This window comes from Microbacterium sp. NPDC089186 (assembly GCF_040685115.1).
GTDB lineage: Bacteria > Actinomycetota > Actinomycetes > Actinomycetales > Microbacteriaceae > Microbacterium > Microbacterium galbum.
Window position 1 is genome coordinate 1299041 of the sequence record NZ_JBFBHJ010000001.1, and the last position, 25878, is coordinate 1324918.

Here is a 25878-nt window from a genome sequence, read left to right on the forward strand (position 1 = left end):
GTGACCTGGCGCTCCCGTCTGCTGTCCCCCTCGGGCATCGCCGCCGTCATCGGCGTGCTGCTCTTCCTCTTCCTCACGATCGCGGGGCCGGTGCTCTTCCTCGCCGCGGCCGAGACCTCGAACGTGCCCGATCGCCTGCTCGCGCCCAGCCTCGCGCACCCGTTCGGCACCGACGACCTGGGCCGAGACATCTTCTCGCGGGTGCTCGTCGCCGCCCGCGTGTCGATCCTGCTCACCCTCGGGGCGACCGTGGTGTCGACCATCGGCGGCATCGCCTACGGGCTCATCGCCGTCATCCTGCCCCGCCACGTGCGACGCCTGGCGACGGGACTGCTCGACATCCTGCTGGCGTTCCCGTGGTTGCTCATGGTGCTCTTCTTCACCGTGATCTGGGGCGCGAGCGCGATGAGCGCGATGTTCGCGATCGGCATCTCCGGCATCCCCTTCATGGCCCGTCTGGTCTACAACCTCGCCTCCTCGGTGTCGGGCCGCGACTACGTGCGCGCGGCGCGGGTCGTGGGCGTCGGGCCGATCGGCATCCTGGTCCGGCACATCCTGCCCAACATCGCCAACCCGCTCTTCGTGAACGCCGCGGCCACCGCGAGCGTCACCCTGCTGTCGTTCGCGGGTCTGTCGTTCCTCGGACTCGGTGTGCAGGCCCCCGAGTACGACTGGGGGCGTCTGCTGCAGGACGGCATCACGCGCATCTACGTCAACCCGCTCGCCGCCATCGGCCCGGGCATCGCTGTCGTCCTCGCGGGCCTGGTCTTCACCTTCGTGAGCGAGGCGCTGTCGGACACCCGCGGAGGCGGCCGGGGTGCCGTGGCCCGGCGGGCGCTGGGAGCGGTCGCTCCCACCCGCCGCGCGGGAATGGCCGCGACACCGCGTCAGCCTCTCGCGGTCGGCGAACCGGTCGCCGAGATCGCCGACCTCCGCGTGGCCTTCGCCACGGCCGACGGGGGCGAGGTGGAACGCGTGAAGGGCGTGAGCCTGCGGATCCTCCCCGGCGAGGTCGTCGGCATCGTCGGCGAGTCGGGATCGGGCAAATCGCTCACGGCGATGGCGCTTGCGGGGCTGCTCGGCCCGGACGCACGTATCGCCACGACCGCGCACACCTTCGACGGCATCGACATGACCCGGCCGCTGAGCCCGGTCGATCGTTCGACGCTGGGCGTGGAGCTGGGGATGGTGTTCCAAGACCCGCTCACCTCGCTCAACCCGGCGCTGACCATCGGCCGGCAGCTCACCGAGGTCCCCGAGGTGCACCTGAAGATGTCGCGAACCGATGCGCGCGCGCATGCCGCCGCCGCCCTCGAGGCGGTCGGCATCGCGGATGCCCCGCGGCGACTGTCGCAGTACCCGCACCAGTTCAGCGGCGGCATGCGCCAGCGCGCCATGATCGGGCAGGCCCTGACCGGCCGACCGAAGCTCATCATCGCCGACGAGCCGACGACGGCGCTCGACGTCACGGTGCAGCGCCAGGTGATGGGCGTGCTCCGGCGCGCGCAGACCGACACGGGAGCGGCGATCGTGTTCATCTCGCACGACATCGCGCTGGTCTCGGCCTTCTGCGACCGGGTGCTCGTCATGAAGGACGGTGTCGTCGTGGAGGAGCTCGACGCACAACGCATCCGCGAGGACGCGACCCACCCCTACTCCCGCGCGCTCATCGCGTGCCTGCCCGACATGACGTCCGACCGCACCCGCCCGCTTCCGGTGATCCCGCCGGATGTCGCGGCATCCGCCCTCGCCGAGGAGGTGGGGGTGTGAACGCCCTCGAGATCGATCACCTGTCCGTGCGGTACGGCCGCGTCACCGTCGTCGACGACGTATCCCTGGTCGTCCCCGCCGGTCGAACGCTCGGGCTCGTCGGGGAATCCGGGTCGGGCAAGAGCACGATCGCGGCCGCCGCGGTGGGCCTCGTGCCGCCCGCGACCGGCGAAGTGCGCGCCGACGGGGTCGTGGCATCCGGTCGAGGAGCGGCGGCGCGCGCCGCGCGCCGGCGTCTCCAACTCGTCTTCCAGGACCCGTTCTCCGCCCTCGACCCCCGCATGAGCATCGGCGACTCCATCGCCGAGGCCCTCCGGGCGAGCGGTCGGACCTTCTCGCGCGACGCCCGCGTGGAGCGCGTGCGGGAGCTGCTGACGCTCGTGCACCTCGACCCCGACCGCGCCGGTGACACACCGGCCGCGTTCTCGGGCGGCCAGCGCCAGCGAGTGACGATCGCCCGGGCGCTCGCCGGTGAGCCCCGCGTGCTCATCGCGGACGAGGTCACGAGCGCTCTCGACGTGTCCGTGCAGGGCGCGATACTCAACCTCCTGAGGGAACTCCAGGAGAATCTCGGGCTCTCGATGCTCTTCATCTCCCACAACCTCGCCGTCGTCCGCTACATCAGCGACGAGATCGCCGTCATGCGTCACGGCCGTATCGTCGAGTCGGGACCCACCGAGCAGCTGCTGGCCGCGCCCACCGAGCGGTACACGCTCGATCTGCTCGACGCCGTGCCCGTGCTCGGGGTGCGGATGGCGGCCGGATGAACGGCTTCGCCGACTCGGCGTCGGCGCTCGTCCCCGAGCTGGTCGCCGTCCGGCGCGAGCTCCACGCCGTCGCCGAGATCGGCCTGCACCTGCCCGAGACGCAGGCGTTGCTGCTCCGCGAGCTCGACGGCCTCGGGCTCGAGGTCTCCGTCGGCGCGGGGCTGTCGTCGGTCACCGCGGTGCTCCGCGGGGCGCGACCCGGGCCCGTGGTGCTGTTGCGAGCCGACATGGACGCCCTTCCCGTGGCAGAGGCGACGGGATTGCCGTTCGCGTCACCGTACGCGACGATGCACGCGTGCGGCCACGACCTGCACATGGCGGGGCTGCTCGGTGCGGCCCGCCTTCTCGCCGCCCGCCGCGGGGAGCTCCCGGGTGCGGTGGTCTTCATGTTCCAGCCGGGCGAGGAGGGGTACGCCGGCGCGCGCCTGATGATCGAGGAGGGCGTGCTGGATGCCGCGGGCGACACGCCCGTAGCCGCCTACGCGCTGCACGTCGACACGATGACCGACGCGGGGACGTTCGTCACCCGCCCCGGCCCGATGATGGCGAGCGTGAGCGCGGCGACCCTCACCCTCCGCGGCACGGGCGGGCATGCGGCGATGCCGCACCAGGGAGTCGACCCGGTGCCCGTCGCCGCGGAACTGGTGCTCGCGGTGCAGACGTTCGGTGCCCGCCGTCTCCCCGCGACAGACCCCGCGGTGCTGTCGGTGACCGGCATCCGCAGCGACTCGGCGGCCGGGAACGTGCTCAGCGAGACGGTGACGCTGGTGCTGAACGTGCGGACGTTTTCGGACGGCACCCGCGCCCGCGTGCGCGACGACCTGCCGGCGCTCCTCACGGGGATCGCGAACGCGTACGGGTGCAGCCTCGAGATCGATTGGGTCGATTCGTACCCCGTGACGGTGAACGACCCCGATGAGACCGCCGTCGTGCTCGATGCGCTGCGTTCCGCGCACGGTCCGGAGCGGGTGCGGGTGCTCGAGGCCCCGTCGCCGGCATCCGAGGATTTCGCGTACGTGCTCGAACATGTACCGGGCGTGCTCGTCTTCCTCGGCGTCGCGCCGGCCGAGGGGCGCGCACCTCTGCACTCCGATCGCGCGGTGTTCGACGACGGGCAGCTCGGCCTGCACGCGGCGACGCTCGCCGGCCTGGCGTGGGACCGGGTGCACCGGCGCGGGCGCTGAGGTCGACATGCTCCACTCCGCCGCAGAGTCCGGCCCCGAGACCCCGCTGCCGGACCCTGCCGCGCCCGCCCCGGCCGCCGCATCGGACCCGCCACCGCCCACCGCCGCCGACGTCGCGGCGCTGCGCCGTCGCACCGGTGAGCTGGCGGCGCTCTACGCCAGTGCGCGGGAGCTCGCGGCGATGCGCGACGCGGACGCGGTGCTCGAACGCCTCGTCGACCGGGCGCACGAGCTGCTCGCAGCCGACGTCGCGTATCTCTCGGAGTTCGATGAGACCGACGCGACCTTGCGGGTCCGTGCCACGCGCGGAACGGTGACCTCTGCGTTGCGCGGCCTCGTCGTCCCGCCCGGTCGCGGGCTCGTCGGCGCCATCGCCGAGTCGCGGATGCCGCACGCGGTGCGCCGCTACGACGCGGTGGATCATGACCGGCACACGGCGGGCATCGACGCGGCGGTCGCGGGGGAGGGGATCGTCTCGATGCTCGGGGTGCCGCTGCTCTCCGAGGATCGCGTGCTCGGCGTGCTCTTCGTCGCCGAACGCCGCGAGCGCGCATTCGGACCCGACGATACTGCTCTGCTAGCCGCCTTGGCCGACCACGCCTCGGTCGTCCTGCAGACCGCCGCCGCCCTCGCCGACGCCCACCGGCAGGCCGAGCGTGCCCGCGCGGCGGCCGCCGAACTCACGGCGCACGTCGCCGCGCGCGACCGCGCGAACCGGGTGCATCGCGAGCTCGTGGATGCGGTGCTGGCCGGGGGTGGGCTCGCGCCGGTGGCGACCGCGCTCTCGGTCGCGCTGCAGGCACCGGTGGCGATCGTGGACGCCCCCGGCAGGGTGCGCGCGATGCATGGCGACGCCTCCGACGCGCTCATCGACGCGGCCCGCAGCGGTGACGACACGGATGCCGGTGTCTCGGTGATCAGCCCGATCGCCGCCGGCGGACGCGGCCTCGGGGCGATCGTCGTGGGTCCGTCCGCGCGAGCGCTCGACGACGTCGATCGACGCACCATCGAGCGGGCCGGTCAGGTCGCCGCCCTCCTCGCCCTCTCCGAGGAGGCGGTCGCGGAGACCGATCACCGCCAGCGTTCCGACCTGCTGGTCGACCTCGTCACCGCTTCCGCACAGCGCCGCGCCGACGTCGTCACCGCGCTGCGCCGTTCGGGCATCGATGAACAGCTGCTCGGCGCCGTGACGGCGCTGGCCGTGACCGGGGAGCGCCGCGGCGCGGCCGCTCGCGCCCTCGCGCACCACCTCGGACAGACGGCGCTGGTCGGCGAGCTCGACGGACTCGTGGTCGCGGCGCACGCCGCACCCCTCGACGCGAAGTCGTTCCGGCAGCTGCGTGACGCGATGGGTCTCGACGTGCTCGCCGTGACGACCGTCGCCACACCCGACGGCATCGCCGCCGCCGCCCGCGACGTGCGCTCGGCGGTCGCCCTGGCGCGAGCCCTCGGACTGGGCGACGCGCTCGTGGGTGCCGACGAGCTCCTGCCGTATGCCGCTGCGATCGGCGCTGACCGGCGCGCCCTCGACGCGTTCCTCGACTCCGCCCTGGGGGCCGTGCGGCGCCACGACGCCGCGCGGGGCAGCGACCTCCTCGCGACCCTGCGAGCGTTCATCCATCACGGCGCGAGCCCCACCCGCACGGCCCGGGCCTTGACGTTCCACACCAACACGATCCTGCAGCGACTAGAGAAGCTCGACGCTCTGCTCGGTAAGGGCTGGCGCGACGACGAACGCTTCTTCCGCCTGTCGATCGCGGTGCGCCTCGACGACCTGCGCGAGCGTCTGGAGCGCGATGGCGATGGGTGAGACACCCACTCCCGCGGTCGACCGATGCGTCGGGGGCACGTACCCCGCGGGTCGACGCCGACCTAGCGTCGAGGGGACGCCGCCGTCGACGCGGCACCCTCCCGCCCGCGAAGGAGCCCGCGTGACCCCCTCCAGCCGACTTCCCGGTCTGCGCGACCACACCCCGCTCGAGCGACGCCGCCTCGTCGCAGAGGCCGCGGGCCTCGACCCCGCGCACCTGGTCGCGCTCGACCCCGCCGAGGGGCTGTCGCTCTCGCACGCGGATCACCTGGTGGAGAACGTCATCGGTCTCCTCGGCATCCCCGTCGGCATCGCCACGAACTTCCGCATCGACGGGGTCGACCGACTCGTTCCGATGGCGACCGAGGAGCCTTCGGTCGTGGCCGCGGCGTCGAACGCCGCGCGCATGGCCCGGGCGACCGGGGGTTTTTCCACCTCGTCGACGGGCGACGTGATGATCGCCCAGGTTCAGCTGCTCGACGCGGTCGACCCCGAGGGCACGCGCCTGCGTCTCCTCGAGGCGCGCGACGAGCTGCTCGCCCTCGCCGATGCGCAGGACCCGATCCTGGTGTCCCTCGGCGGCGGCGCGATCGACATCTCGGTACGCACCCTCGCCACGCGCACGGGCACGCAGGTGATCCTGCACCTGCATGTCGACGTGCGGGATGCCATGGGCGCGAACGCCGTGAACACGATGGCCGAGGCGCTGGCACCGCGCATCGCCGAGATCGCGGGTGCCCGCACCCTCCTGCGTATCCTGACGAACAAAGCCGATCGGCGCCTCACCCGCGCCCGCGCCGTGTTCCCCGCCGACCTGCTCGGCGGTGCGCAGGTCGTCGCCGACATCGAGGCGGCGAGCGCGTTCGCCGAGGCCGACGCGTACCGCGCAGCCACCCACAACAAGGGCATCATGAACGGCATCACCGCCGTCGTCCTGGCCACCGGCAACGACACCCGGGCCGTGGAGGCCGGATGCCATTCGCACGCCGCGCGGGAGGGGGCCTATCGCGCGCTCTCGCGATTCGAGCGCAACGCCGACGGCGATCTCGTCGGCACGCTCGAGGTGCCGCTCGCGGTGGGACTGGTCGGCGGGGCCACCCGCGCCCACCCCACGGCACGTGCCGCGGTGCAGCTGCTGGGGATCACGACGGCGCGCGAGCTCGCCGCGACGATCGCCGCGGTGGGCCTCGCGCAGAACCTCGCGGCGTGCCGGGCGCTGGCCGCGGAGGGGATACAGCGCGGGCACATGACCCTGCACGCTCGGACGATCGCGGCGAGCGCGGGCGCGGAGGTGGGCGAGATCGCCGAGGTCGCCGCCCGGATCGTCGCCGATGGCCGCATCCGGGTCGAGTACGCCGCCGAGGTGCTCGCCGAGCTGCGCGGGCGGTCCTCGTGAGCGCCCCCGCCCCGCGGCGGCGCCCGCGCCAGGAGGCGGCGGAAGGGCTGCCCGCCGAGGTCACCGTCTATGAGGTGGGTCCCCGCGACGGGCTCCAGGCCGAGACCGACGTCATCCCCACCGCGGTGAAGTCCGAGCTGTGCTCGCGCCTGTACGCCGCAGGGTCGCGCGCGCTCGAGGTCACCAGCTTCGTGCCGCCGACGTGGATCCCCCAGCTCGCCGACGCGCGCGACGTCGCGGCGTCCGTCCGTCCGCCTGAAGGTGCCCGCGCGGTCGCCCTCGTGCCCAACCGTCGGGGTCTCGACGACGCTCGCGCCGCGGGGGTGCGCGAGGTGGCGGTCGTGGTGAGCGCGACCGAGTCCTTCGCTCGCGCGAACCTGAACACCGACCGCGCGGGGACTGTCGCCCGGGCGGTCGCCGTCGTCGACGACGCGCGCTCGGCGGGTATTCCCGTGCGAGGGTACGTCTCGATGGCGTTCGGCGACCCATGGGAGGGTGACGTGGACACGGCCGCCGTCGTCGACGCCGCGCTGGCGCTGCACTCCGCCGGATGCCGCACGATCGCGCTCGGCGACACCATCGGCGTGGCCACGGCGGGGCACATCGAGCGGGTCGTCGAAGCGGTGGCGGATGCCGGGATCCCCCGCCCCGCCCTCGCCCTGCACCTGCACGACACATACGGTCAGGCGCTCGCTAATGTGCTCGCGGGCCTCCGGGCCGGGGTGACCGAGTTCGACGCGTCCGTGGGCGGGCTGGGCCGATGCCCGTACGCCCCCGGAGCAACGGGCAACCTCGCGACCGAGGAGCTCGTCTGGATGCTGGAGGGCCTCGGCATCCGCACCGGTCTCGACATCGTCGCACTTGCCCGGATCAGCGCCTGGCTGGCCGGTGTGCGCGGCCGACCGCACGCGTCACGCGTCGCCGCTGCTCTGACGACGCCCACTCTTCCGGAGGACCCCGCATGATCGACTCCCTCGTCCCCGGCCCCGGCGCGCTCGGCGGTGTCGTCGTGCTCGATCTGTCCCGCGTGCTCGCAGGCCCCTATGCGGCGCAGATGCTCGCTGACCTCGGCGCGACGGTCGTCAAGATCGAGAACCCGCGTGACCCCGACGTCTCGCGCGGCTTCCCCCCGTACCTCACCGACGGCGACGAGGAGTTCAGCGGATATTACGCCCAGTACAACCGCGGCAAGCTCGGCGTGGGGCTCGACCTCGCCGCCCCCGGCGGCGTCGAGACACTCATCGATCTCGTCCGGCGGGCCGACATCCTCGTCGAGAACTTCCGCCCCGGCACGATGGACAAGCTCGGCGTCGGCTACGACGTGCTGCGCGAGGCGAATCCCCGGCTTGTGTACGTCGCGGTGTCGGGGTACGGCCAGACGGGGTCGCGTAGCCGTCGGCCTGCGTTCGACAACACCGCGCAGGCGGCGGGCGGTCTGTGGTCGATGAACGGGTACCCCGACCAGCCGCCGGTGCGTGTGGGAGTCACGATCGGCGACTTGTCGGCGACGCTGTTCGCCGTCGTGGGGGCGCTCGCGGCCCTTCGGCACGCGGAGCGAACGGGGGAGGGGCAGCTCGTCGATGTCGCGCAGGTCGACAGCGTTCTCGCGCTCACCGAGACCGCGGTCGTCGACTACACGGTGCGCGGCGTCGAGGCTGCCCCCGCGGGCAACGAGCACGCCTGGGTGCGCCCGTACGAGCTGTTCGACTGCGCCGACGGCCAGGTGTTCTTCGGCGCGTACACCGACAAGCTGTGGCGCGCGAGCTGCGTGCTGTTTGGCTCGCCCGAGGTCGCCGACGACCCCGAGATCGACACGATGCGCAAGAGGTTCGACCCCGAGGTCTACGCGCAGCGCGTCAAACCGCTCGTCTCGGCGTGGCTGGCCCCGCATACCAAGGCGGAGCTCGAGGAGATGGCGGGCGACGTCATCCCGCTCACCGCCGTCAAGACGATCGGCGAGGTGGTCGATGACGCTGGAACCGCCGAGCGCGACATGATCGTCGAGGCCGACTACGGCTCGCTGGGAACCCTGCGCATGTTCGGTCAGCCCATCAAGCTCAGCGCGACGCCGGCGACGCCGGGACGGGTCGCCAACCGCTTCGCGGAGCACTCCGACGTCGTCCTCACCGCGCTCGCCGGTTACGACGCCGAGCGCCTCGGCGCCCTGCGGGCATCGGGCGCTCTGTCGTGAGCGTCGTCCGCACGGGGATCCTGGATGCCGCTCCCGCCGAGGCCTATCGCGGGACCTTCGCCGCGGCCGATCCGGCGCGTTCCCTGGGCGACGAACTCCCGCCGGGGTGGGAGGGCGTGTACTTCCCGTTCGCGGTGTCGTTCGACGACCTGCGCGCCGACGGCACGCCCGCTCGCGACGGCATCCTGCCCGAGATCGACCTGCCGCGTCGGATGTACGCGGGCGAAGACACGGTGTTCGAGGGGGAGCTCCGTCTCGGCGACGAGGTGACGCAGACGGCGACCGCGGGGTCCGTCATTCAGAAGACCGGCGCGAGCGGGCGCCTCGTCTTCGCCGACATCGAGCGCACCTACGCCGTCGACGGCGCGGTCGTGGTGCGCAGCACGTGGCATGACGTGTTCCTCGGCGCGCCCTCGACCCCCGCTCGCGCTCCGCGCACCGACCCCGCCGCCGCCGCGGAGGCCGCCTGGATCGAGACGGCGACCCTCGACGCGCGCCGCCTGTTCCGCTTCTCGGCCCTGACCTTCAACACGCACCTCGTGCACTATGACCGCCGGTGGGCGCACGAGGTCGAGGGGCTGCCCGACCTGCTGGTGCACGGGCCGTTGCTGCGCATCTTGCTCGTGGATGCCGCCCGTCGGCACGCCCCCGGTCGGCGTATCGTCGCCCTACGGGTGCGCGTGACCTCGCCGGCGTTCGTCGATCAGCCGATCCGCCTGTGCGGCACAGCCGACGCCGCACGCGTCGTGGCCGTGGGGCAGGGTGACGTCATCCTGGCGACGGCCGAGATCACCTTCGCCTGAGGTCCGTCGCGGCCGCGCCCGCCGGATCCGCTGATCCGCGCGAGTGCCCGGAGTCTCGTCGGTCGCGCCGCGGTCGTCCCAACCTCGATCTCGGCGGGATACCGCGGTCGAGCTGCGGCAGGCCGGAACCGCGACGGCGTACCGCTCAGTCCAACCGCGAGTGCTCGCCCAGGCGGTGCCACGTGCGGTTGTGGTAGACCAGCGCGGCTCCCGGCTCGCCCGGCTCGAGGTCGCGCTCCACGTCGACCTGCAGGGCCTGGGCGGCGATCACGGTGGAGCCCCCGGCATCCATGCGGCTGACGATCTTGCAGCGCAGCCACGCACGCACGCCGTGGTACACCGGCTCGCCCGTCGCGAGGCGCGACCAGGTCGACGTGTCGGCGAAACGGTCGAGCCCGCTGGTGGCGGCGGTGCGGGCGAGGCCGATGTCCTCCGCGTCGAGCAGGTGCACCACGATCGTGTCGGCGGCGATGATGGTCGGCGTCGCCGACGACAGGGCCGAGACCGAGAAGATGAGCAGCGGCGGGTCGGCACTGACCGACGACACGCTCGAAGCGGTGAGGGCGACCGGGCCGTTCTCGCCGTAGGCGGTGATGACCGCGATGCCGCCCGGGTGGCCGCGGAACGCGCGCTTGAAGTCGTCCGCCGAGACCGACGTGCCGATGGCGGGCGTGCTCTCCGGGGTGCTGTGCGGAAGCGAAGTCATACCTACGACGGTAGGCGCTCGCGCGGGGACCGGCGCCATCGCGCGCAACACGGGGAAACGCGTCCGGCGGCGTCGAACGGGTCGATGCCGCCTTTGTGAGGCTTCACATTTACCGATCCGTGACCTGTCCGCGCTCCGCATCGCTTGACAGGGGCCGTTGTGTGAGCGCTAACATTCCCTCACGGCTCACCCGAGGGGCTGCATCACATGAACCGGCATCGGAGCCGGCGAAACGAGGAGGTTTCATCATGAAGGCGAAGAAGATCATCACGGGTATCGCGCTTGTCGGGGCGATCGCATTCACGGCGACCGGTTGCGCCGGCGGCGGCGGGGCGGGCGGCGGCGGTGGGGACGGCGTCATCACGGTCGGTTTCGCGCAGACCGGCTCCGAGAGCGGCTGGCGCAGCGCCAACACCGAGTCGATGAAGGAGGCGTTCAGCGAGGCCAACGGCTTCAACCTCATCTTCAACGCCGCCGACAACAAGCCCGAGGCGCAGATCGCCGCGGTCCGCAGCTTCATCAACCAGGGCGTCGACGCCATCGTGCTCGCCCCCATCGTCACCGACGGCTGGGACGACGTGCTGAAGGAGGCGAAGGATGCCAACATTCCCGTCATCCTCGAAGACCGTACGGTCTCGGCATCCGAAGATCTCTACGCGAGCTGGATCGGCCTCGACTTCAAGAAGGAGGGCGAGACCGCCGGGAAGTGGGTCGCCGACAGCTTCGGCTCGACGCCCACCAACATGGTCGTGCTCGAGGGGACGACCGGTTCGTCGGCGGCCACCGACCGCGCCGCCGGGTTCGACGCGGCCATCAAGGGGACCGACATCAAGGTCCTCGACTCGCAGACCGGCAACTTCACGCGCGCCGACGGCAAGACCGTCATGGAGGGCTTCCTGCAGAAGTACGGCTCCCAGATCAACCTGCTGTTCGCGCACAACGACGACATGGGTCTGGGTGCGCTCGAGGCCATCAAGGCCGCGGGCATGACCCCCGGCACCGACATCAAGATCGTCACGATCGACGCGGTGAAGGACGGGATGACGGCCCTCTCCAACGGGGAGTTCAACTACATCGTCGAATGCAACCCGCTCCTGGGCGAGAAGACCGCCGAGGTCGTCAAGAAGGTCGTCGCGGGCGAGTCCGTCGACAAGAGCTACATCGTCGAGGACCAGGCCTTCGACCAGGAGCAGGCCAAGAAGGTGCTCGACAGCCGTCCCTACTGATCGCGGCTCCGGGCCGTCGACTCCCCTCGGCGGCCCGGGTCCTCCGTCGCAGTCCCCTCCCCGCGTGCGGGGCCGGCAACCGGCCTCGCGCACCTCACGGCTCTTCAGAAAGCGATCGAGCATGACAAGCGAACGTGCCGCCGTCGTGGCCATGCGCGGCATCAGCATCCGATTCCCCGGGGTGAAGGCGCTCGACGGCGTCGACTTCACCCTCTATCCGGGGGAGGTGCACTCCCTCATGGGAGAGAACGGTGCCGGGAAGTCCACCCTCATCAAGGCCCTGACGGGGGTCTACAACATCGACGAGGGATCCATCCGCGTCGACGGCGACGAGCGGCTGTTCCGTTCGACCGCCGACGCGCAGGCCGCGGGGATCGCGACCGTCTACCAGGAGGTCAACCTCTGCCAGAACCTCACCGTCGGCGAGAACGTGATGCTCGGCGAGGAGGTGCGCCGGGCCGGGGTCGTCGACTGGCGGGCCACCCACGCGGCCGCTGCGACGCACCTGGCCGAGCTCGGGGTGCACATCGACACCCGCTCGATCCTGGCCAGCCACTCCATCGCCGTCCAACAGCTCGTCGCGATCAGTCGCGCCATGGTGGTCGACACCAAGGTGCTCGTGCTCGACGAGCCCACCTCCAGCCTCGACAGGGGTGAGGTCGAGCAGCTGTTCGGCGTCATCCGAGACCTGCGCGGCCGAGGGGTCGCGATCCTGTTCGTGTCCCACTTCCTCGACCAGATCTACGAGATCTCCGACCGGCTCACGGTGCTGCGCAACGGCACGTTGGTGGGGGAGTACCCCGTGGGCGAGCTCGGGCGCGAGCAACTGGTGGCCAAGATGATCGGCCGCGAGCTCGGCGAGTTGGACGCCATCTCGGCCAGCGCCGAACGCCCGATCGACCGAGCGGGCGTCCCCGTGCTCCGCGCGAGCGGACTCGGACGCAAGAATGCGCTCGAGCCCGTCGACCTCGACGTGTTCGGGGGCGAGATCGTCGGACTCGCGGGACTGTTGGGCTCCGGCCGGACGGAGCTGGCGCGCCTCCTGTCGGGCGCCGACCGCGCCGACGAGGGCACGATCGAGGTCGACGGGACGCCCGCGCGGACCGGCTCGCCCCGTCATGCCCTCGACAGGGGCATCGCGTTCTCGTCGGAGGACCGCCGCGCCGAGGGGATCGTGGGCGATCTCACCGTGGCGGAGAACATCATCCTCGGCGTCCAAGCCCGGCGCGGGCCGCTGCGCCGGATGGGGGCGGCCGAGAAGCAGGCCATCGTCGACGAGTACATCACCGCCCTCGGGGTGCGCCCGGCGAACCCCGACGCCCTCATCCGCAACCTCTCCGGCGGCAATCAGCAGAAGGTGCTGCTCGCCCGCTGGCTGGCCACGGCCCCCAAGCTGCTGGTGCTCGACGAGCCGACCCGTGGCATCGATGTCGGCGCCAAGGCCGACATCCAGCGCAAGGTCGCCGAATTGGCCGAGAAGGGGCTCGCCGTCGTCTTCATCTCCTCGGAACTCGAGGAGGTGCTGCGCATCGCGCAGCGCGTGGCCGTGCTGCGCGACCGTCGTAAGATCGGCGAGCTCACCACCCGCGACGTCGACCTCGACGGCCTGGTGGCCTACATCGCCGACGGGCAGCCCGAGGGGCTTCCCGTCACCGTCCCCGAGACACCGTCGTCCGATCGGGAGAAGATCGCATGAAGAGATTCCTCACTCACCGCCTCGTCTGGCCGATCGCGGCGTTGGTCGCCCTCATCGCGATCAACACGATCTCGCGGCCGTCCTTCCTCAGCGTCACCGTGCAGAACGGGCAGTTCTACGGCTCGCTCATCGACATCCTGCGCAACAGCGCACCGCTGATGCTCGTGGCCCTCGGCATGACGCTCGTCATCGCCACCCGGGGCATCGACCTCTCGGTGGGCGCCATCATGGCCGTGTCCGGAGCGGTGGCGCTGACGATCATCGAGGCCGCCCCCGACTCGGGCAACCTCGGCGTCGTCTTCACCGCGATCGCCGCCGCCGTCGGCGTCGCCCTGCTGCTCGGGGTCTGGAACGGCTTCCTCGTGTCGGTGCTCGGCATCCAACCGATCATCGCCACCCTCGTGCTCATGCTCGCGGGTCGTGGCGTCGCCCTGCTCATCACGGGCGGGTTCATCACCACCATCAACAGCGACCCCTACAAGTTCATCGCGGGCGGCTACGTCCTCGGCCTCCCGTTCGCGTTCTTCGTGGCACTCGCCGCGGTCGTCGTGGTGGGCGTCCTCGAGCGGCGCACGGCGCTGGGCATGCTGACCGAGGCGGTGGGCATCAACCCCGAGGCCAGTCGCCTGGCGGGTGTGCGCTCGCGCGGCATCATCTGGGGCGCCTACATCGCCAGCGGCGCGCTCGCCGGGATGGCCGGCATCCTGTACAGCTCCAACATCATGGCGGCCGATGCGAACGCGGCCGGGCTGTACATCGAACTGGATGCCATCCTCGCCGTCGTCCTGGGCGGTACCTCGCTCGCGGGCGGCACGTTCAGCATCGCGGGCACGGTGGTCGGTGTCTTCACCATCCAGACGCTCAAGAGCACCATCACCTTCCTCGGCGTCCCGCCCGCGGTCAGTCCGGTGTTCATGGCGGCGGCCGTGCTGGTCGTCGTCCTGCTGCAGTCGCGGCGCTTCCGCGCGTTCTTCCACACGGCCGGCCGCGGTGCCGTCCGCCCCCTGTCCCGTCGTCCCGATGCGAAGGTGCTGTCCTGATGGCCACTCTCACCGAAGAGCGCCGCGTGGCCACCGTGCCCGCGAGCCCCTACCGTCGCTTCCTCAGCCGCCACGTCTCGTGGGTCCCGGTGTTCGCGGCCGTCGTCATCCTCGTCGTCATGATCGCCGGCGCGATGTGGTGGTTCCCCAACTTCCAGCTGCCGCGCATCCTGTCGTCGATCCTCCTCGACAACGCCTATCTGCTCGTGCTCGCGGTGGGGATGACCTTCGTCATCCTGACCGGCGGAATCGACCTCTCGGTCGGCGCCGTCATGGCGTTCACCGGCATCCTGTGCGCGAAGATGCTGTCCGACGGCGTCCCGGTGGCGGTGGCCCTGCCCGCGATGATCCTCATCGGCGCGGCGATCGGACTGCTCATCGGCGTCCTCGTGCAGTTCTTCGACGTCCAGCCGTTCATCGCCTCGTTGATCGGCATGTTCCTCGCCCGCGGTCTGGCGTTCGTGGTGAGCCTGGAGTCGATCAAAGTCGACAACGAGGGACTGCTGTGGCTGCAGTCCACCCGCTTCTCGTTCGCGGGCTGGTACATCACGCCGACGGGCGTCATCGCGCTGCTCACCGTGGCGCTCGCCGCCTTCGTGCTGCGCTACACCCGCTTCGGGCGGACGGTGTACGCCGTCGGCGGCAACGAGCAGTCGGCGCGACTGATGGGACTCCCGGTCGTGCGCGCCAAGCTGTCGGTCTACGTCATCAGCGGGGTGTGCGCCGGTCTCGCCGGCATCGTGCTGACGGCCTATTCCGGCGCGGGCTACCCCCTCAACGGCGTGGGGACCGAGCTCGACACGATCGCCGCGGTCGTCATCGGCGGCACGCTGCTCACGGGCGGCAGCGGGTTCGTGATCGGCTCCATGATCGGGGTGTTCGTCTACGGTCTCATCCGCACTATCATCTCGTTCTCCGGCGCCGAGCAGTCGTGGACGCGCATCACCGTGGGCGCGCTGCTGCTGCTGTTCGTGGTCGTCCAGCGCGTGATCGTCTCGCGCTCGGCACTGCGGCGGTGACACGCTCGCGACGCGTTCGCACTCCCGCTCGGGCGCGGGCATGATGGAGCCCATGTCCACCGTCGCTCCGCCCCTCCTCGAGGTGTGCGGAGCGACGGTGCGTTTCGGCGTCGAGAGCGCCCTCGCCGACGTGGACTTCCGGCTGCGGCCGGGCGAGGTGCACTCGCTCATGGGCGAGAACGGCGCGGGCAAGTCGACGCTGATCAAGGCGATCACCGGAGCCCTGCGACTCGACGAGGGCGACATCCTGCTCGACGGGCAGCGGATGCGATTCTCCTCGCCCGCCGACGCGCAGGCGCGGGGCATCTCGACCGTCTACCAGGAGATCGACCTGCTGCCCAACCTCACCGTCGCCGAGAACATCTCGCTCGGGCGGGAGCCGCGCCGTTTCGGCGTCATCGACCACCGCGAGATGCGCGCGCGCGCCGAGAGGGCGCTCCGTGCCCTCGGCGTCGATGTCGATCCCGCATCGGTGCTGTCGTCGCACCCGCTGGCGGTGCAGCAGCTCGTCGCCATCGCCCGCGCCGTCTCGACCGAGGTGAAGGTGCTCGTGCTCGACGAGCCCACCTCGAGCCTGGATGCCGACGAGGTCGCCGAGTTGTTCCGCGTCATCCGCGACCTCAAGACGCAGGGGATCGCGATCGTCTTCGTCTCGCACTTCCTCGACCAGGTCTACGAGATCTGCGACCGGGTGACCGTCCTTCGTGGGGGGCGCCTGGTCGGCGAGTACGCGACGCGAGAACTGCTGCGCATCGACCTCGTCGAGAAGATGCTCGGCGCCGCCGCCGACGCCCTCGCCCCGCTCGGGCAGCGGCCCGTCGAGCCCGCGGAGGGGCCGAGCGTGCTGAGCGCGCGGGGACTGGCATCCGGAACGCGCCTGCGCGAGGCCGACCTCGACATCGGCGAGGGGGAGGTCATCGGCGTCGCGGGGCTCCTCGGTTCGGGGCGCACCGAGCTGGCGCGGTCGATCACGGGCGTCGATCGCCCCGACACCGGAGAGGTCGCGATCGACGGCGAGGTCGCTCGCCTCGACACCCCTCGCGAGGCGATCCGCCGCCGGGTGGCGTACTCGTCGGAGAACAGGCGCACCGAGGGCATCATCGGCGACCTCAGCGTGCTCGACAACATCACGCTCGCCCTGCAGGCGCAGCGGGGGATCTTCCACCGTCTGAGCACGGCGCGTCGCCGCGAGCTCGCGGTGAGCTGGGTCGAGGCGTTGCACATCCGACCCGCCGACATCGACCGGCCCGTCTCGACGCTGTCGGGTGGCAACCAGCAGAAGGTCCTCCTGGCGCGGCTGCTCGCGCTGTCCCCGCGGCTGATCGTCCTCGACGAACCGACCCGCGGTATCGACGTCGGAGCGAAGGCCGAGATCCAGCGGTTGGTCGGTGAGCTCAGCGACAACGGCCTGTCGATCGTGTACATCTCGGCCGAGCTCGACGAGGTGCTGCGCGTGGCGCATCTCGTCGCCGTCATGCGCGACGGCGTGCTCGCGCAGATCGTCCCCGCCACGGGACTGACCTCCGACGCGCTCCTCGCCCTCGTTGCAGGTCACACGACCTCGGAAGGCGGCGCCGGTGGCTGACGACAAGGCCTCGCGCACCGCCAACATCTTCGACGTCGCCCGACTCGCCGGCGTCTCGCACCAGACGGTGTCGCGTGTGCTCAACGACATGCCGAACGTGCGCCCCGCGACCCGGGCGCGCGTCGAGCAGGCCATCGCGCAGTTGCGGTACAGCCCCTCGCCCGCCGCGCGCGCCCTCGTGACGCGCCGCACGCGCACGATCGGTCTCGTCACCCCGGGCACGGTCGACTACGGTCCCTCGTCCATCGCGATGAACTTCAACTTCGCCGCCCGTGCCGCCCGGTACAACGTGGATGCCATCAGCTCCGCCCAGACCGACGCCGCCGAAGTGCGGGTCGCCATCGACGGCCTGTTGAAGCAGCGGGTGGATGCCATCGTCCTCATCGTCATCGACGCCGAGGTGCTCGCCGCGATCCAGGCGCTCGAGCTCGACGTGCCCGTCGTCGCGGCGGCCGCGACCCCGCGACCGCACCCGCGGCTCGTGGCCATCGATCAGTACCGCGGTGCGCGAGCCGCCGTCCGGCATCTCCTGGAGTCGGGCTACACGACGGTGCGGCACATCGCCGGGCCGGCGCGGAACCCCGATGCGATCGAACGGCTGCGGGGCTGGCGCGAGGAGATCGCCTCGGCGCGCGCGCAATCGACGCCGCCCCTCCACGGAGATTGGACCGCTGCGAGCGGCTATCGCATCGCCTCCGAGACCGACCTCGCCCCCGGCGAGGGCATCTTCGTCGCGAACGACCAGATGTCGATCGGCGTGCTGTCGGCGTTGCGCGAGAGGGGGCTGCGCGTTCCCGACGACGTCGGCGTCGTCGGGTTCGACGACATCCCCGAAGCGTCGTTCGTCTACCCCTCGCTGACGACGGTTCGACAGGACTTCGCCGCTCTCGGGGAGATCCTCATGCAGAAGGTCCTGCTCATGGTCGAGGAGCCCGACACCGTCAGCGAGACCACGCCTCTGCCCACGCGGCTCGTCGTGCGGGACTCCGCCCCGACGCGTTCCTGACGCCCGGTGCAGTCGTCGTCCGGCGGATGAAATCCGGCACCGGATGTTGACGTCAACAGGGGTGTGAGCGCTAACATTCGGGCATCCGTCGTCGACGACGGTGCATGCAATGTCGCATTCACGAGAGGACCCCCACCCCCGTGCCCACTCTCCCTCGGACGGCGCTCCCGCGTCGTCTCCCGTCCTGGACGCTGGCCGTCCCGATCGTCGCCGCCCTCGTCGCGGCGCCGATCACCGCACCACTGATCGCCCACGCGGAGGTTCCGTCCGCGGGGCTGATCGTCTCCTATCCCCTCGACGAGACGTCGGGCACGGTCGCGCACGATACGTCGGGCAACGGTCGTGACGCCGCATACGTCGGGGGGCCGACGCTGGGCGGCGCCGACGGCGTCCGCCTCGACGGCGACGACGACTACGTGAGCCTTCCCAACGATGTTCTCAAGGGACTCACCTCCGTCACGATCAGCACCGACGTGATCGTGCGACCGGAGCAGTCGGGCAATTACTTCATCTGGGGCCTCGGCAACACCACCTCCTGGTTCGGCAACGGCTACCTGTTCGCCACGGGCAACCCCGCGCGTACCGGTATCGCGAGCGGCAACTGGTCGACCGAGCAGGAGACCCGCGGGTCGAGCAACCTCGAGCGCGGCGTTTGGAAGACCCTGACCTACACCCTCGACGCCGGCAGCAAAACCTCCCGCCTGTACCTCGACGGCGCCCAGATCGCGGAGAACACGAACACGACCACCACCCCCGGCTCGATCGGCGGCGGCACGACGACGGCCAATTACCTGGGGCGCTCGAATTACACTCCCGACAAGCGCCTCGCCGGCAGCCTCCGCGACTTCCGCATGTACGACCGCGCGCTGTCCGCCGACGAGGTCAAGGGACTCGTGAAGACGCCGGAAGACACCGCGGCCGCGCAGGCGGCGCTCGACGCGCTCATGGTGACCAACATCGACGACGTGCGCGGCAATCTGACGCTGCCTTCCTCCTCGCGGGGGCTCGACGTCACGTGGTCGTCGGCCGACGCCGACGTCATCACCGACGGAGGCGTCGTGACGCGGCCGGATGCCGACACGACTGTCGCGCTCACGGCATCCGTCACGAAGGGCGCCGTCACCCTTACTCGCACGTTCTCGGCCGCCGTCCGCAAGGCCGCGAACATCGGACCGTTCGCGGGGTACACGTTCGCGTACTTCACGGGCAACTCCGTCGCGGGCGAGAACATCTTCTTCGCGGCCAGCAACGGCAACAACGCCCTGTCGTGGACCGAGCTGAACAATGGTCGGGCCACGCTGACCTCCGCGTTCGGGGAGAAGGGGCTGCGCGACCCGTTCCTCATCCGCTCTCCCGAGGGGGACACGTTCTACCTCATCGCCACCGACCTCTCGATCGGCCGGAACGGCGACTGGGATCGCTCGCAGCGTCAGGGCTCGAAGTACATCGAGGTGTGGGAGTCGCACGACCTGATCACCTGGAGCGCGCAGCGTCACGTGAAGGTCTCTCCCGACACCGCGGGCAACACGTGGGCACCGGAGGCGTACTGGGACGACGCGCTGGGTGAGTACGTCGTCTTCTGGGCGTCGAAGATCTACCCGGCCGACGACCCGAACCACACCTCGAACGTCGCGAACAGCATGATGTACGCCACCACGCGCGACTTCGTCACCTTCAGCGACACGAAGGTCTGGCAGGGCGGCACGTCGCGGATTGACTCGACCGTGATCAAGGCCGACGGCGTCTACCAGCGCTTCACGAAGGACGAGGGCGGCGCCACGGGCTGCACCGACATCATCCAGGAGAGCTCGACGGTGCTGACCGCTCCGCTGGACCAGTGGTCGCCCGTCACCACCTGCATCGGCAAGAACGCCGGCACGGGTGCCGTCGAGGGGCCGAGCATCTTCAGGTCCAACCCGGGCGACGTCAACGGCGACACGTACTACCTCTTCGTCGACGAGTACGGCGGGCGCGGCTACATCCCGCTGGCCACGGCCGACATCGCCCACCCCGACTGGAAGGTGCCGGCCGATTACCGCCTGCCTGCCAGCCCGCGCCACGGCACGGTCATGCCCGTGACGGCCAGCGAACTGGCCGCCCTCCGAGCGAACCTGCCCCAGCCCCTCGAGGCCAACGCCCAGGGCCAGCTGCTCAGCTACGACTTCGCCGACGGTTCGGGCAGCACCCTGCACGATCGCTCGGGTGCGGGTCGTGACGCGCAGATCGCGGGCGGTGCCGCGTGGAGCAACGGCGCGCTGACGCTCGACGGCGTGGACGACTACGTCGACCTGCCCGACAACGTGCTTGCGGGTGTCGGCGACTTCTCCGTCACTACGCAGGCGCGGGTGGACTCGGCGCAGCGCAACCCCTACTTCCTGTACGGGTTCGGCAACACCGGCGGCGACGGCACCGGCAACGGCTACCTGTTCGCCACGGGTAACAGCGTCTACCGCGCCGCTGTGTCCACCGGCAATTGGAGCGGCGAGCAGGAGGCCAAGTCGTCCGCGGCGCTGCCGCGTGACCGCTGGGTCACACTGACGTACACGCTGAGCGGGTCGACGGCCCGGCTGTACCTCGACGGGCAGCAGGTCGCAGTGAACACCAACGTCACGGTTCGCCCCGGTGACATCGGAGGTGGCAGCACGCTGGCCAACTACATCGGCAAGTCGGTCTACACGAATGACAACCTGTTGAAGGGGCAGGTGCGCGAGTTCGCGCTGTACAACCGCGCGCTGTCGGCATCCGAGATCGCCGGGCTGAATCCGACGCCGACGCCGACGCCGACCCCGACCCCGACCCCGACGCCGACGCCCACGTCGACGCCGACACCTGCGGTGACGCCGGAGCCGACCTCGACGCCGGAGCCGACGACCGAGCCCACGGCCACCCCGACCGCGTCGCCCACGAGCACCCCGGATGCCACCCCCTCGGTGTCCGTCTCGACCACCACGGTCGAGCGCGGAGGGATCGTGCGCGTGACGGTGACGGGTCTCGCCGCGGGTGAGCAGGTCACCGCGGAGCTGCGCAGCGACCCGATCCGCATCGCCGGCATCCCCGCCGCCGATGCGAGCGGCCGCGTGGCATTCGATGTGCAGATCCCCGGCGGCCTCGCCGCGGGCAGCCACACCATCGTCGTCTACGGGGCCGACGGCTCGGTGATCCGGAGAGTTCCGATCACCGTGGTGGCCGCGGGGCAGCTCGCCGCGACGGGCGCTCAAGCGCCCCTGGGCGCGGGTCTGCTCGCCGCGTTCCTGGTGGTCGCCGGTGGCGTGGTGTGGACGATGCGTCGCCCGCGCCGCACCGACGCCTGATCCGCTGAACGGAAGGAAGACCCCGGATGCCCTGGCATCCGGGGTCTTCCTCGTGCACGGTGCGCGGGCCGCCCGCCGTGCCCGCCCCGGGCCGTCCGCGCGGGGGAGGGCGCGCTGCCGGGACGGATGCGTGAGCGCGGTGCCGAGACGGCCGCCGGCGCGGCCTGCTTCACGCATGAACGCGATCCACGACCATGAACGCGGTGAGCACGCGTTTCTGCGCGCGGATCGCGTTTATGCGTGGGGTGGAACACGGCGCGGCCCGGCACGGCGCGGCCCCGCACGGCGCGGCGCGCGGGACCGAGGAAGGGCCCCGGATGCCGTGGCATCCGGGGCCCTCATCGAGCGAGAGGATCAGCCGAGCAGCGGAACCGCGCCGACGAGAACGCCGACGGCGAGCATCACCAACGAGACGATCGTCGCGCGCCACAGCACCTTCTTGTGGTGGTCGCCGAGGTTGACGCCGGCGAGCGAGACGAGCAGCAGGATGGCCGGCACGAGCGGGCTCTGCAGGTGCACGGGCTGACCCGTGATCGAGGCGCGGGCCATCTCGACGGGCGCGATGCCGTAGTTCGCGGCGCTCTCGGCGAGCACCGGGAGGATGCCGAAGTAGAACGCGTCGTTCGACATGAAGAACGTGAACGGGATCGACAGCACGCCCGTGATGACGGCGAGGAACGGACCCATCGACGCGGGGATCACCTGGGTGATCCAGTCGGCCATGGCGGTGACCATTCCGGTGCCGTTCAGCACGCCGACCAGGACACCCGCGGCCAGCACCATCGACACGACGCCGACGATGCTGGGCGCGTGGGCGACGATCTCGTCGGCCTGCCCGCGCAGCTTGGGGAAGTTGACGATGAGGGCGATCGCGGCACCGACCATGAACACGAAGGCGAGCGGGAAGATGTCCATCACCAACAGCACCATGACGGCGACGGTGAGCACGAGGTTGAACCAGATGAGCTTCGGCCGGAGCGTCGCGCGGTTCGGGTCGAGCATGGTGTCGGCCATCGCGGTGTCGGCGGCCTCGACCAGCTGCGGGGCGGCGATCGCGTCGCGACCCCCGCGGACGGTCACGATGTTGCCCGTGCGCAGCGAGGCGAGCGCGCCGGGCTTGTGCTCCGCGCCGCGGAACATCTTCGGGGCGCCCAGACGACCGAAGCCGCCGGGGCCGTCGATCTTCGAGGTGTCGACCGAACCCGCGAGGCGCTTGCGCTCGGACAGGCCGAGGAACCAGGCGAAGGCGAGGGCGACGACCAGGCCCGCGAGGAGCGAGGGGATCATCGGCACGAAGACGTCGGTGGGCTGCAGGCCCAGCGCCGTCGCGGCGCGCACGGTGGGGCCGCCCCACGGCACGATGTTCAGGGTGCCGTTCATCAGACCCGCGACGCAGGTCAGCACCACGGGGCTCATGCCCAGGCGCAGGTACAGCGGCAGCATCGCCGAGGTGGTGATGATGAAGGTGGTCGAGCCGTCGCCGTCGAGCGACACCGCGCCGGCGAGGATCGCCGTGCCGAGCACGATCTTGGCCGGGTCGTCGCCCAGGAAGCGCGTGATCACGCGGATCAGGGGATCGAACAGGCCGACGTCGATCATGATGCCGAAGTACATGATGGCGAACAGCAGCAGGGCGGCGGTCGGTGCCATCTTGCCGATCGCGTCGATCACCATGTCGCCGAGGCCGAAACCGGCGCCGGCGATGAGGCCGAACACGGTCGGCACGATGATGAGGGCGACCATGGGGGTCATGCGCCGCGTCATGATCAACGCCATGAACGACAGCACCATGAGGAAACCGAGGGCGACGAGCACGCCGTCGGCGGGCGTGTAGGCCACCGCGTACTCTTCGGCCTCGGCCGCAAGGATCAGGGGGGTCATCGCGACTCCTTCGTCGTGGATGTGGGCGCCCGGTGCGCCATCGATCTGCCGACCGTACGGATACCGGGTCCTCGGGCGCGCGTTTGCTCGCATTGAGCGTCGTTATGCGCGTACCGTGTCTTCTGCGCATTTCGCGCATGACGACGTCGCCGACCGGGAGGTGCGCATGCGATTCGCCACCCGGATGCTCGTGGTGCAGGTCGCCACCCAACTCGTCGTCGTGGCGGTGTGCACGGCCGTGTTCGCGTGGCTCGGGGTGCAGCAGCTCAAGGCGGAGGCCGATTCGTCGGCCCTCAACATCGCCCGCTCGGTCGCCGAGGCGCCCGACGTGCGCTCGCTCGTGACCGCGTTCTCCGCCGACCCCGGAACCCCCGATGCCGCCCAGCTGCGCGACGGGACGCTGCAGCATTACGCCGCCGACGTCACCGGGCGCACGCAGGGGCTGTTCGTCGTCATCACCGACGATCACGGCATCCGTCTGGCGCACCCCGACCCCGACCGGCTGGGGGAGGTCGTGAGCACGAGCTTCGCCGACGCGCTCGCCGGTCGCGAGGTGGTGACCTGGGAGACCGGCACGCTCGGCGAATCGGCGCGGGCGAAGGTGCCGATCTATCCGCCCGGCGGAGGGGCGCCGGTCGGCGAGGTGAGCGTGGGCTTCGAACGGGCCAGCGTCTTCGACGACCTCCCCGCGCTGATCGCCGGTATCGCCGTGGCCGTCGCGCTCGCCGTGGCCATCGGCGCGCTCGTGGCCCTGCTGATGCGACGCCGGCTCGAGCGGCTGACCCTGGGCGTGCAGCCGGAGGAGCTCGCCGCGCTCGTGCAGACCCAGACCGCCGTGCTCGAGGGAGCCGATGAGGGCGTCGTCGCCCTCGACGAAGCCGGTGTGGTGCGGGTGTGCACGGCCACCGCCGAACGCCTGCTGGGTGTGACCGGCGCCGTGGGGCGACCGATCGCCGATCTCGGTCTCGCGCCGGCCGTCTCGGCCGCGCTGTCGGGCGCCGGGGCCGCGACCGGGCTGCCGCTGGGCGACCGCGTCGTCTTCGTCGACGTGCGGCCCGTGCGACGCGGGGCGCGCGCCCTCGGCCGGGTGGCCGTTCTGCGCGACCGGACCGACGTGATGGCCCTCTCGGGCCGCCTCGACAGCGTGCGCGCCATGGGCGACGCTCTGCGCGTGCAGCGGCACGAGAATGCCAACCGGCTGCACGCCGCCGTGGGGCTCCTCGACGCAGGCCGGGTCGAGGAGGCGCGGGGGTTCCTCGCCGACCTCGTCGATCGGGGCTCGGTCGATTGGGCCGTGCCGGGGATCGAGCTCGTGGGGGACGCCATGCTGCAGTCCTTCCTCGGCGCGAAGGCCCTCGCCGCCCGGGAACGCGGTGTGGCGTTGCGCGTCGCCGACGACACCTTCTCGAGGGAGACGATCGACGACGTCGAAGACGTGGTGGCGGTGCTCGGCAACCTCATCGACAACGCCGTGACGGCCGCCGCGGCTGCTCCCGCACCCCGCGAGGTGGAGGTCAGCGTGCTCGACGATCGCGACGCGGTGGTGATGACGGTGTCCGACAGCGGGGGCGGGATCGCCGACGTCGAGGGAATATTCGCGCAGCGCGAGCGGGGAACCGACGTCGACACCGACAGGGTGCACGGTCTCGGGATCGGGCTGCCTCTGTCGCGCGAGTTCGCCCGGCGCCGGGGCGGGGACGTGTGGGTCGTCGACGCGGGTGACGAGGAGAACGGCGCCATTGTGGCGGCGCGCCTTCCCGGCGTACGCCGGAGCCGCGACGACGTGGAACGAGAGAGAGGCGACGCGTGAGCGGCATCCGGGTTCTGGTGGTCGACGACGACTTCCGCGTGGCGGGGCTCCATCGCGAGGCGGTCGCCGCGCGGCCGGGCTTCGTCGCGCTGGAGCCGGCGCGCACGATCGGCGAGGCGCGCATCGCGATCGCGGCGCACGCCCCCGATCTCGTGCTGGCCGACGTCTACCTGCCCGACGGCGACGGGATCGACCTGGTGCGCACCCTCGACGTCGATGCGTTCGTGCTGTCGGCGGCGACGGATGCCGCGACGGTGCGCCGCGCATTCTCGGCCGGTGCCCTCGCGTACCTCGTGAAGCCGTTCGACACCCGTGTGCTGGCCGAGCGCCTCGAGCGCTACGCCCGGTATCGCAATCTGCTGACGAGCGTCCGACCGCTCTCGCAGGACGACATCGACCGCGCGGCATCCCTCATGCGCGGCGAGCGCGAGGGGGCCTCGCTCGCACGGTCGGCGACCGAGCAGACGGTGCTGGGGGCGCTCGCCGGAGACGAGGCCTCGGCGTCGGAGGTGGCCGAGCGCATCGGGGTCTCGCGCGCCACGGCGCAGCGACACCTCACCGCGCTCGCGGAGCGGGGGCTCGTGCAGGTGAGCCTGCGCTACGGGTCGACGGGTCGCCCCGAGCACCGGTTCCGCGCGGGCGGGTGAGGCGCGGCACCCGGTCTGCGGTGGGCTCGG

The 25878-nt window shown here is 71.3% G+C and carries 19 protein-coding genes; 17 read left to right on the forward strand and 2 right to left on the reverse strand.

From position 1 onward, the window contains the following. The 8 genes from AB0N82_RS06065 to AB0N82_RS06100 all read left to right on the forward strand — a co-directional run bounded on the left by AB0N82_RS06065 (position 1) and on the right by AB0N82_RS06100 (position 9921). Positions 1 to 1770 carry a dipeptide/oligopeptide/nickel ABC transporter permease/ATP-binding protein gene (locus AB0N82_RS06065; RefSeq protein ID WP_363389310.1) on the forward strand — a complete coding sequence of 590 codons (1770 nt, stop codon included), beginning with the start codon at positions 1 to 3 and terminating at the stop codon, positions 1768 to 1770. Next, on the forward strand, positions 1767 to 2537 hold the full coding sequence (locus tag AB0N82_RS06070) for an ABC transporter ATP-binding protein (RefSeq protein ID WP_315994532.1): 771 nt from the start codon (positions 1767 to 1769) through the stop codon (positions 2535 to 2537). The genes AB0N82_RS06065 and AB0N82_RS06070 overlap by 4 nt, the downstream gene beginning before the upstream one ends. Then, positions 2534 to 3721, forward strand: coding sequence for a M20 family metallopeptidase (locus tag AB0N82_RS06075; protein ID WP_363389314.1), 1188 nt, complete (start codon positions 2534 to 2536; stop codon positions 3719 to 3721). Before AB0N82_RS06070 ends, AB0N82_RS06075 begins: the two co-directional genes overlap by 4 nt. 7 nt (positions 3722 to 3728) lie before the next feature. Beyond that, a complete protein-coding gene (locus tag AB0N82_RS06080) occupies positions 3729 to 5531 on the forward strand; it encodes a GAF domain-containing protein (protein ID WP_363389317.1) in 1803 nt (600 codons plus the stop codon). A gap of 121 nt (positions 5532 to 5652) precedes the next feature. Further along, positions 5653 to 6927, forward strand: a complete 1275-nt coding sequence (locus tag AB0N82_RS06085) for a hydroxymethylglutaryl-CoA reductase, degradative (RefSeq protein WP_363389320.1) — start codon at positions 5653 to 5655, stop codon at positions 6925 to 6927. Further along, positions 6924 to 7892 carry a hydroxymethylglutaryl-CoA lyase gene (locus tag AB0N82_RS06090; protein WP_363389323.1) on the forward strand — a complete coding sequence of 323 codons (969 nt, stop codon included), beginning with the start codon at positions 6924 to 6926 and terminating at the stop codon, positions 7890 to 7892. The genes AB0N82_RS06085 and AB0N82_RS06090 overlap by 4 nt, the downstream gene beginning before the upstream one ends. Continuing rightward, a complete protein-coding gene (locus AB0N82_RS06095) occupies positions 7889 to 9118 on the forward strand; it encodes a CoA transferase (protein ID WP_363389326.1) in 1230 nt (409 codons plus the stop codon). The genes AB0N82_RS06090 and AB0N82_RS06095 overlap by 4 nt, the downstream gene beginning before the upstream one ends. Beyond that, entirely contained in the window at positions 9115 to 9921 is an 807-nt protein-coding gene (locus AB0N82_RS06100; RefSeq protein WP_363389329.1) for a MaoC family dehydratase N-terminal domain-containing protein, read from the forward strand. Before AB0N82_RS06095 ends, AB0N82_RS06100 begins: the two co-directional genes overlap by 4 nt. A 145-nt stretch (positions 9922 to 10066) precedes the next feature. Here the strand turns inward: AB0N82_RS06100 and AB0N82_RS06105 are convergent, their stop codons facing one another. After that, positions 10067 to 10627 carry a flavin reductase family protein gene (locus AB0N82_RS06105; protein ID WP_315994539.1) on the reverse strand — a complete coding sequence of 187 codons (561 nt, stop codon included), beginning with the start codon at positions 10625 to 10627 and terminating at the stop codon, positions 10067 to 10069. Positions 10628 to 10875: 248 nt separating this feature from the next. On the opposite strand from AB0N82_RS06105, the gene AB0N82_RS06110 reads away from it, so the two are divergent. From AB0N82_RS06110 to AB0N82_RS06140, 7 genes are all read left to right on the forward strand, one after another. Next, the gene (locus AB0N82_RS06110; protein WP_363389332.1) at positions 10876 to 11853 is read left to right on the forward strand and encodes an ABC transporter substrate-binding protein; all 978 of its coding nucleotides are present in this window, start codon (positions 10876 to 10878) and stop codon (positions 11851 to 11853) included. Positions 11854 to 11974: 121 nt separating this feature from the next. Next, a complete protein-coding gene (locus AB0N82_RS06115) occupies positions 11975 to 13549 on the forward strand; it encodes a sugar ABC transporter ATP-binding protein (RefSeq protein ID WP_315994541.1) in 1575 nt (524 codons plus the stop codon). Next, positions 13546 to 14589: an ABC transporter permease gene (locus AB0N82_RS06120; RefSeq protein ID WP_315994542.1), complete on the forward strand. Its 1044-nt coding sequence runs from the start codon at positions 13546 to 13548 to the stop codon at positions 14587 to 14589. Before AB0N82_RS06115 ends, AB0N82_RS06120 begins: the two co-directional genes overlap by 4 nt. Next, on the forward strand, positions 14589 to 15608 hold the full coding sequence (locus AB0N82_RS06125) for a sugar ABC transporter permease YjfF (protein WP_363389336.1): 1020 nt from the start codon (positions 14589 to 14591) through the stop codon (positions 15606 to 15608). The genes AB0N82_RS06120 and AB0N82_RS06125 overlap by 1 nt, the downstream gene beginning before the upstream one ends. A gap of 52 nt (positions 15609 to 15660) precedes the next feature. Further along, positions 15661 to 17193 (forward strand): sugar ABC transporter ATP-binding protein, encoded by a 1533-nt coding sequence (locus AB0N82_RS06130; RefSeq protein WP_363389339.1) that lies wholly within the window; start codon positions 15661 to 15663, stop codon positions 17191 to 17193. Beyond that, the gene (locus AB0N82_RS06135) at positions 17186 to 18199 is read left to right on the forward strand and encodes a LacI family DNA-binding transcriptional regulator (RefSeq protein ID WP_315994545.1); all 1014 of its coding nucleotides are present in this window, start codon (positions 17186 to 17188) and stop codon (positions 18197 to 18199) included. The genes AB0N82_RS06130 and AB0N82_RS06135 overlap by 8 nt, the downstream gene beginning before the upstream one ends. A gap of 140 nt (positions 18200 to 18339) precedes the next feature. After that, a complete protein-coding gene (locus AB0N82_RS06140; protein ID WP_363389344.1) occupies positions 18340 to 21510 on the forward strand; it encodes a LamG-like jellyroll fold domain-containing protein in 3171 nt (1056 codons plus the stop codon). Positions 21511 to 21864: 354 nt separating this feature from the next. Here the strand turns inward: AB0N82_RS06140 and AB0N82_RS06145 are convergent, their stop codons facing one another. Continuing rightward, positions 21865 to 23391 carry a CitMHS family transporter gene (locus tag AB0N82_RS06145; protein WP_315994547.1) on the reverse strand — a complete coding sequence of 509 codons (1527 nt, stop codon included), beginning with the start codon at positions 23389 to 23391 and terminating at the stop codon, positions 21865 to 21867. A gap of 166 nt (positions 23392 to 23557) precedes the next feature. Here AB0N82_RS06145 and AB0N82_RS06150 point away from each other — a divergent pair, with 166 nt between their 5' ends. Next, positions 23558 to 25201: a sensor histidine kinase gene (locus tag AB0N82_RS06150; protein ID WP_363389348.1), complete on the forward strand. Its 1644-nt coding sequence runs from the start codon at positions 23558 to 23560 to the stop codon at positions 25199 to 25201. Next, on the forward strand, positions 25198 to 25848 hold the full coding sequence (locus tag AB0N82_RS06155; protein ID WP_315994549.1) for a response regulator: 651 nt from the start codon (positions 25198 to 25200) through the stop codon (positions 25846 to 25848). The genes AB0N82_RS06150 and AB0N82_RS06155 overlap by 4 nt, the downstream gene beginning before the upstream one ends. Positions 25849 to 25878: the final 30 nt, after the last annotated feature.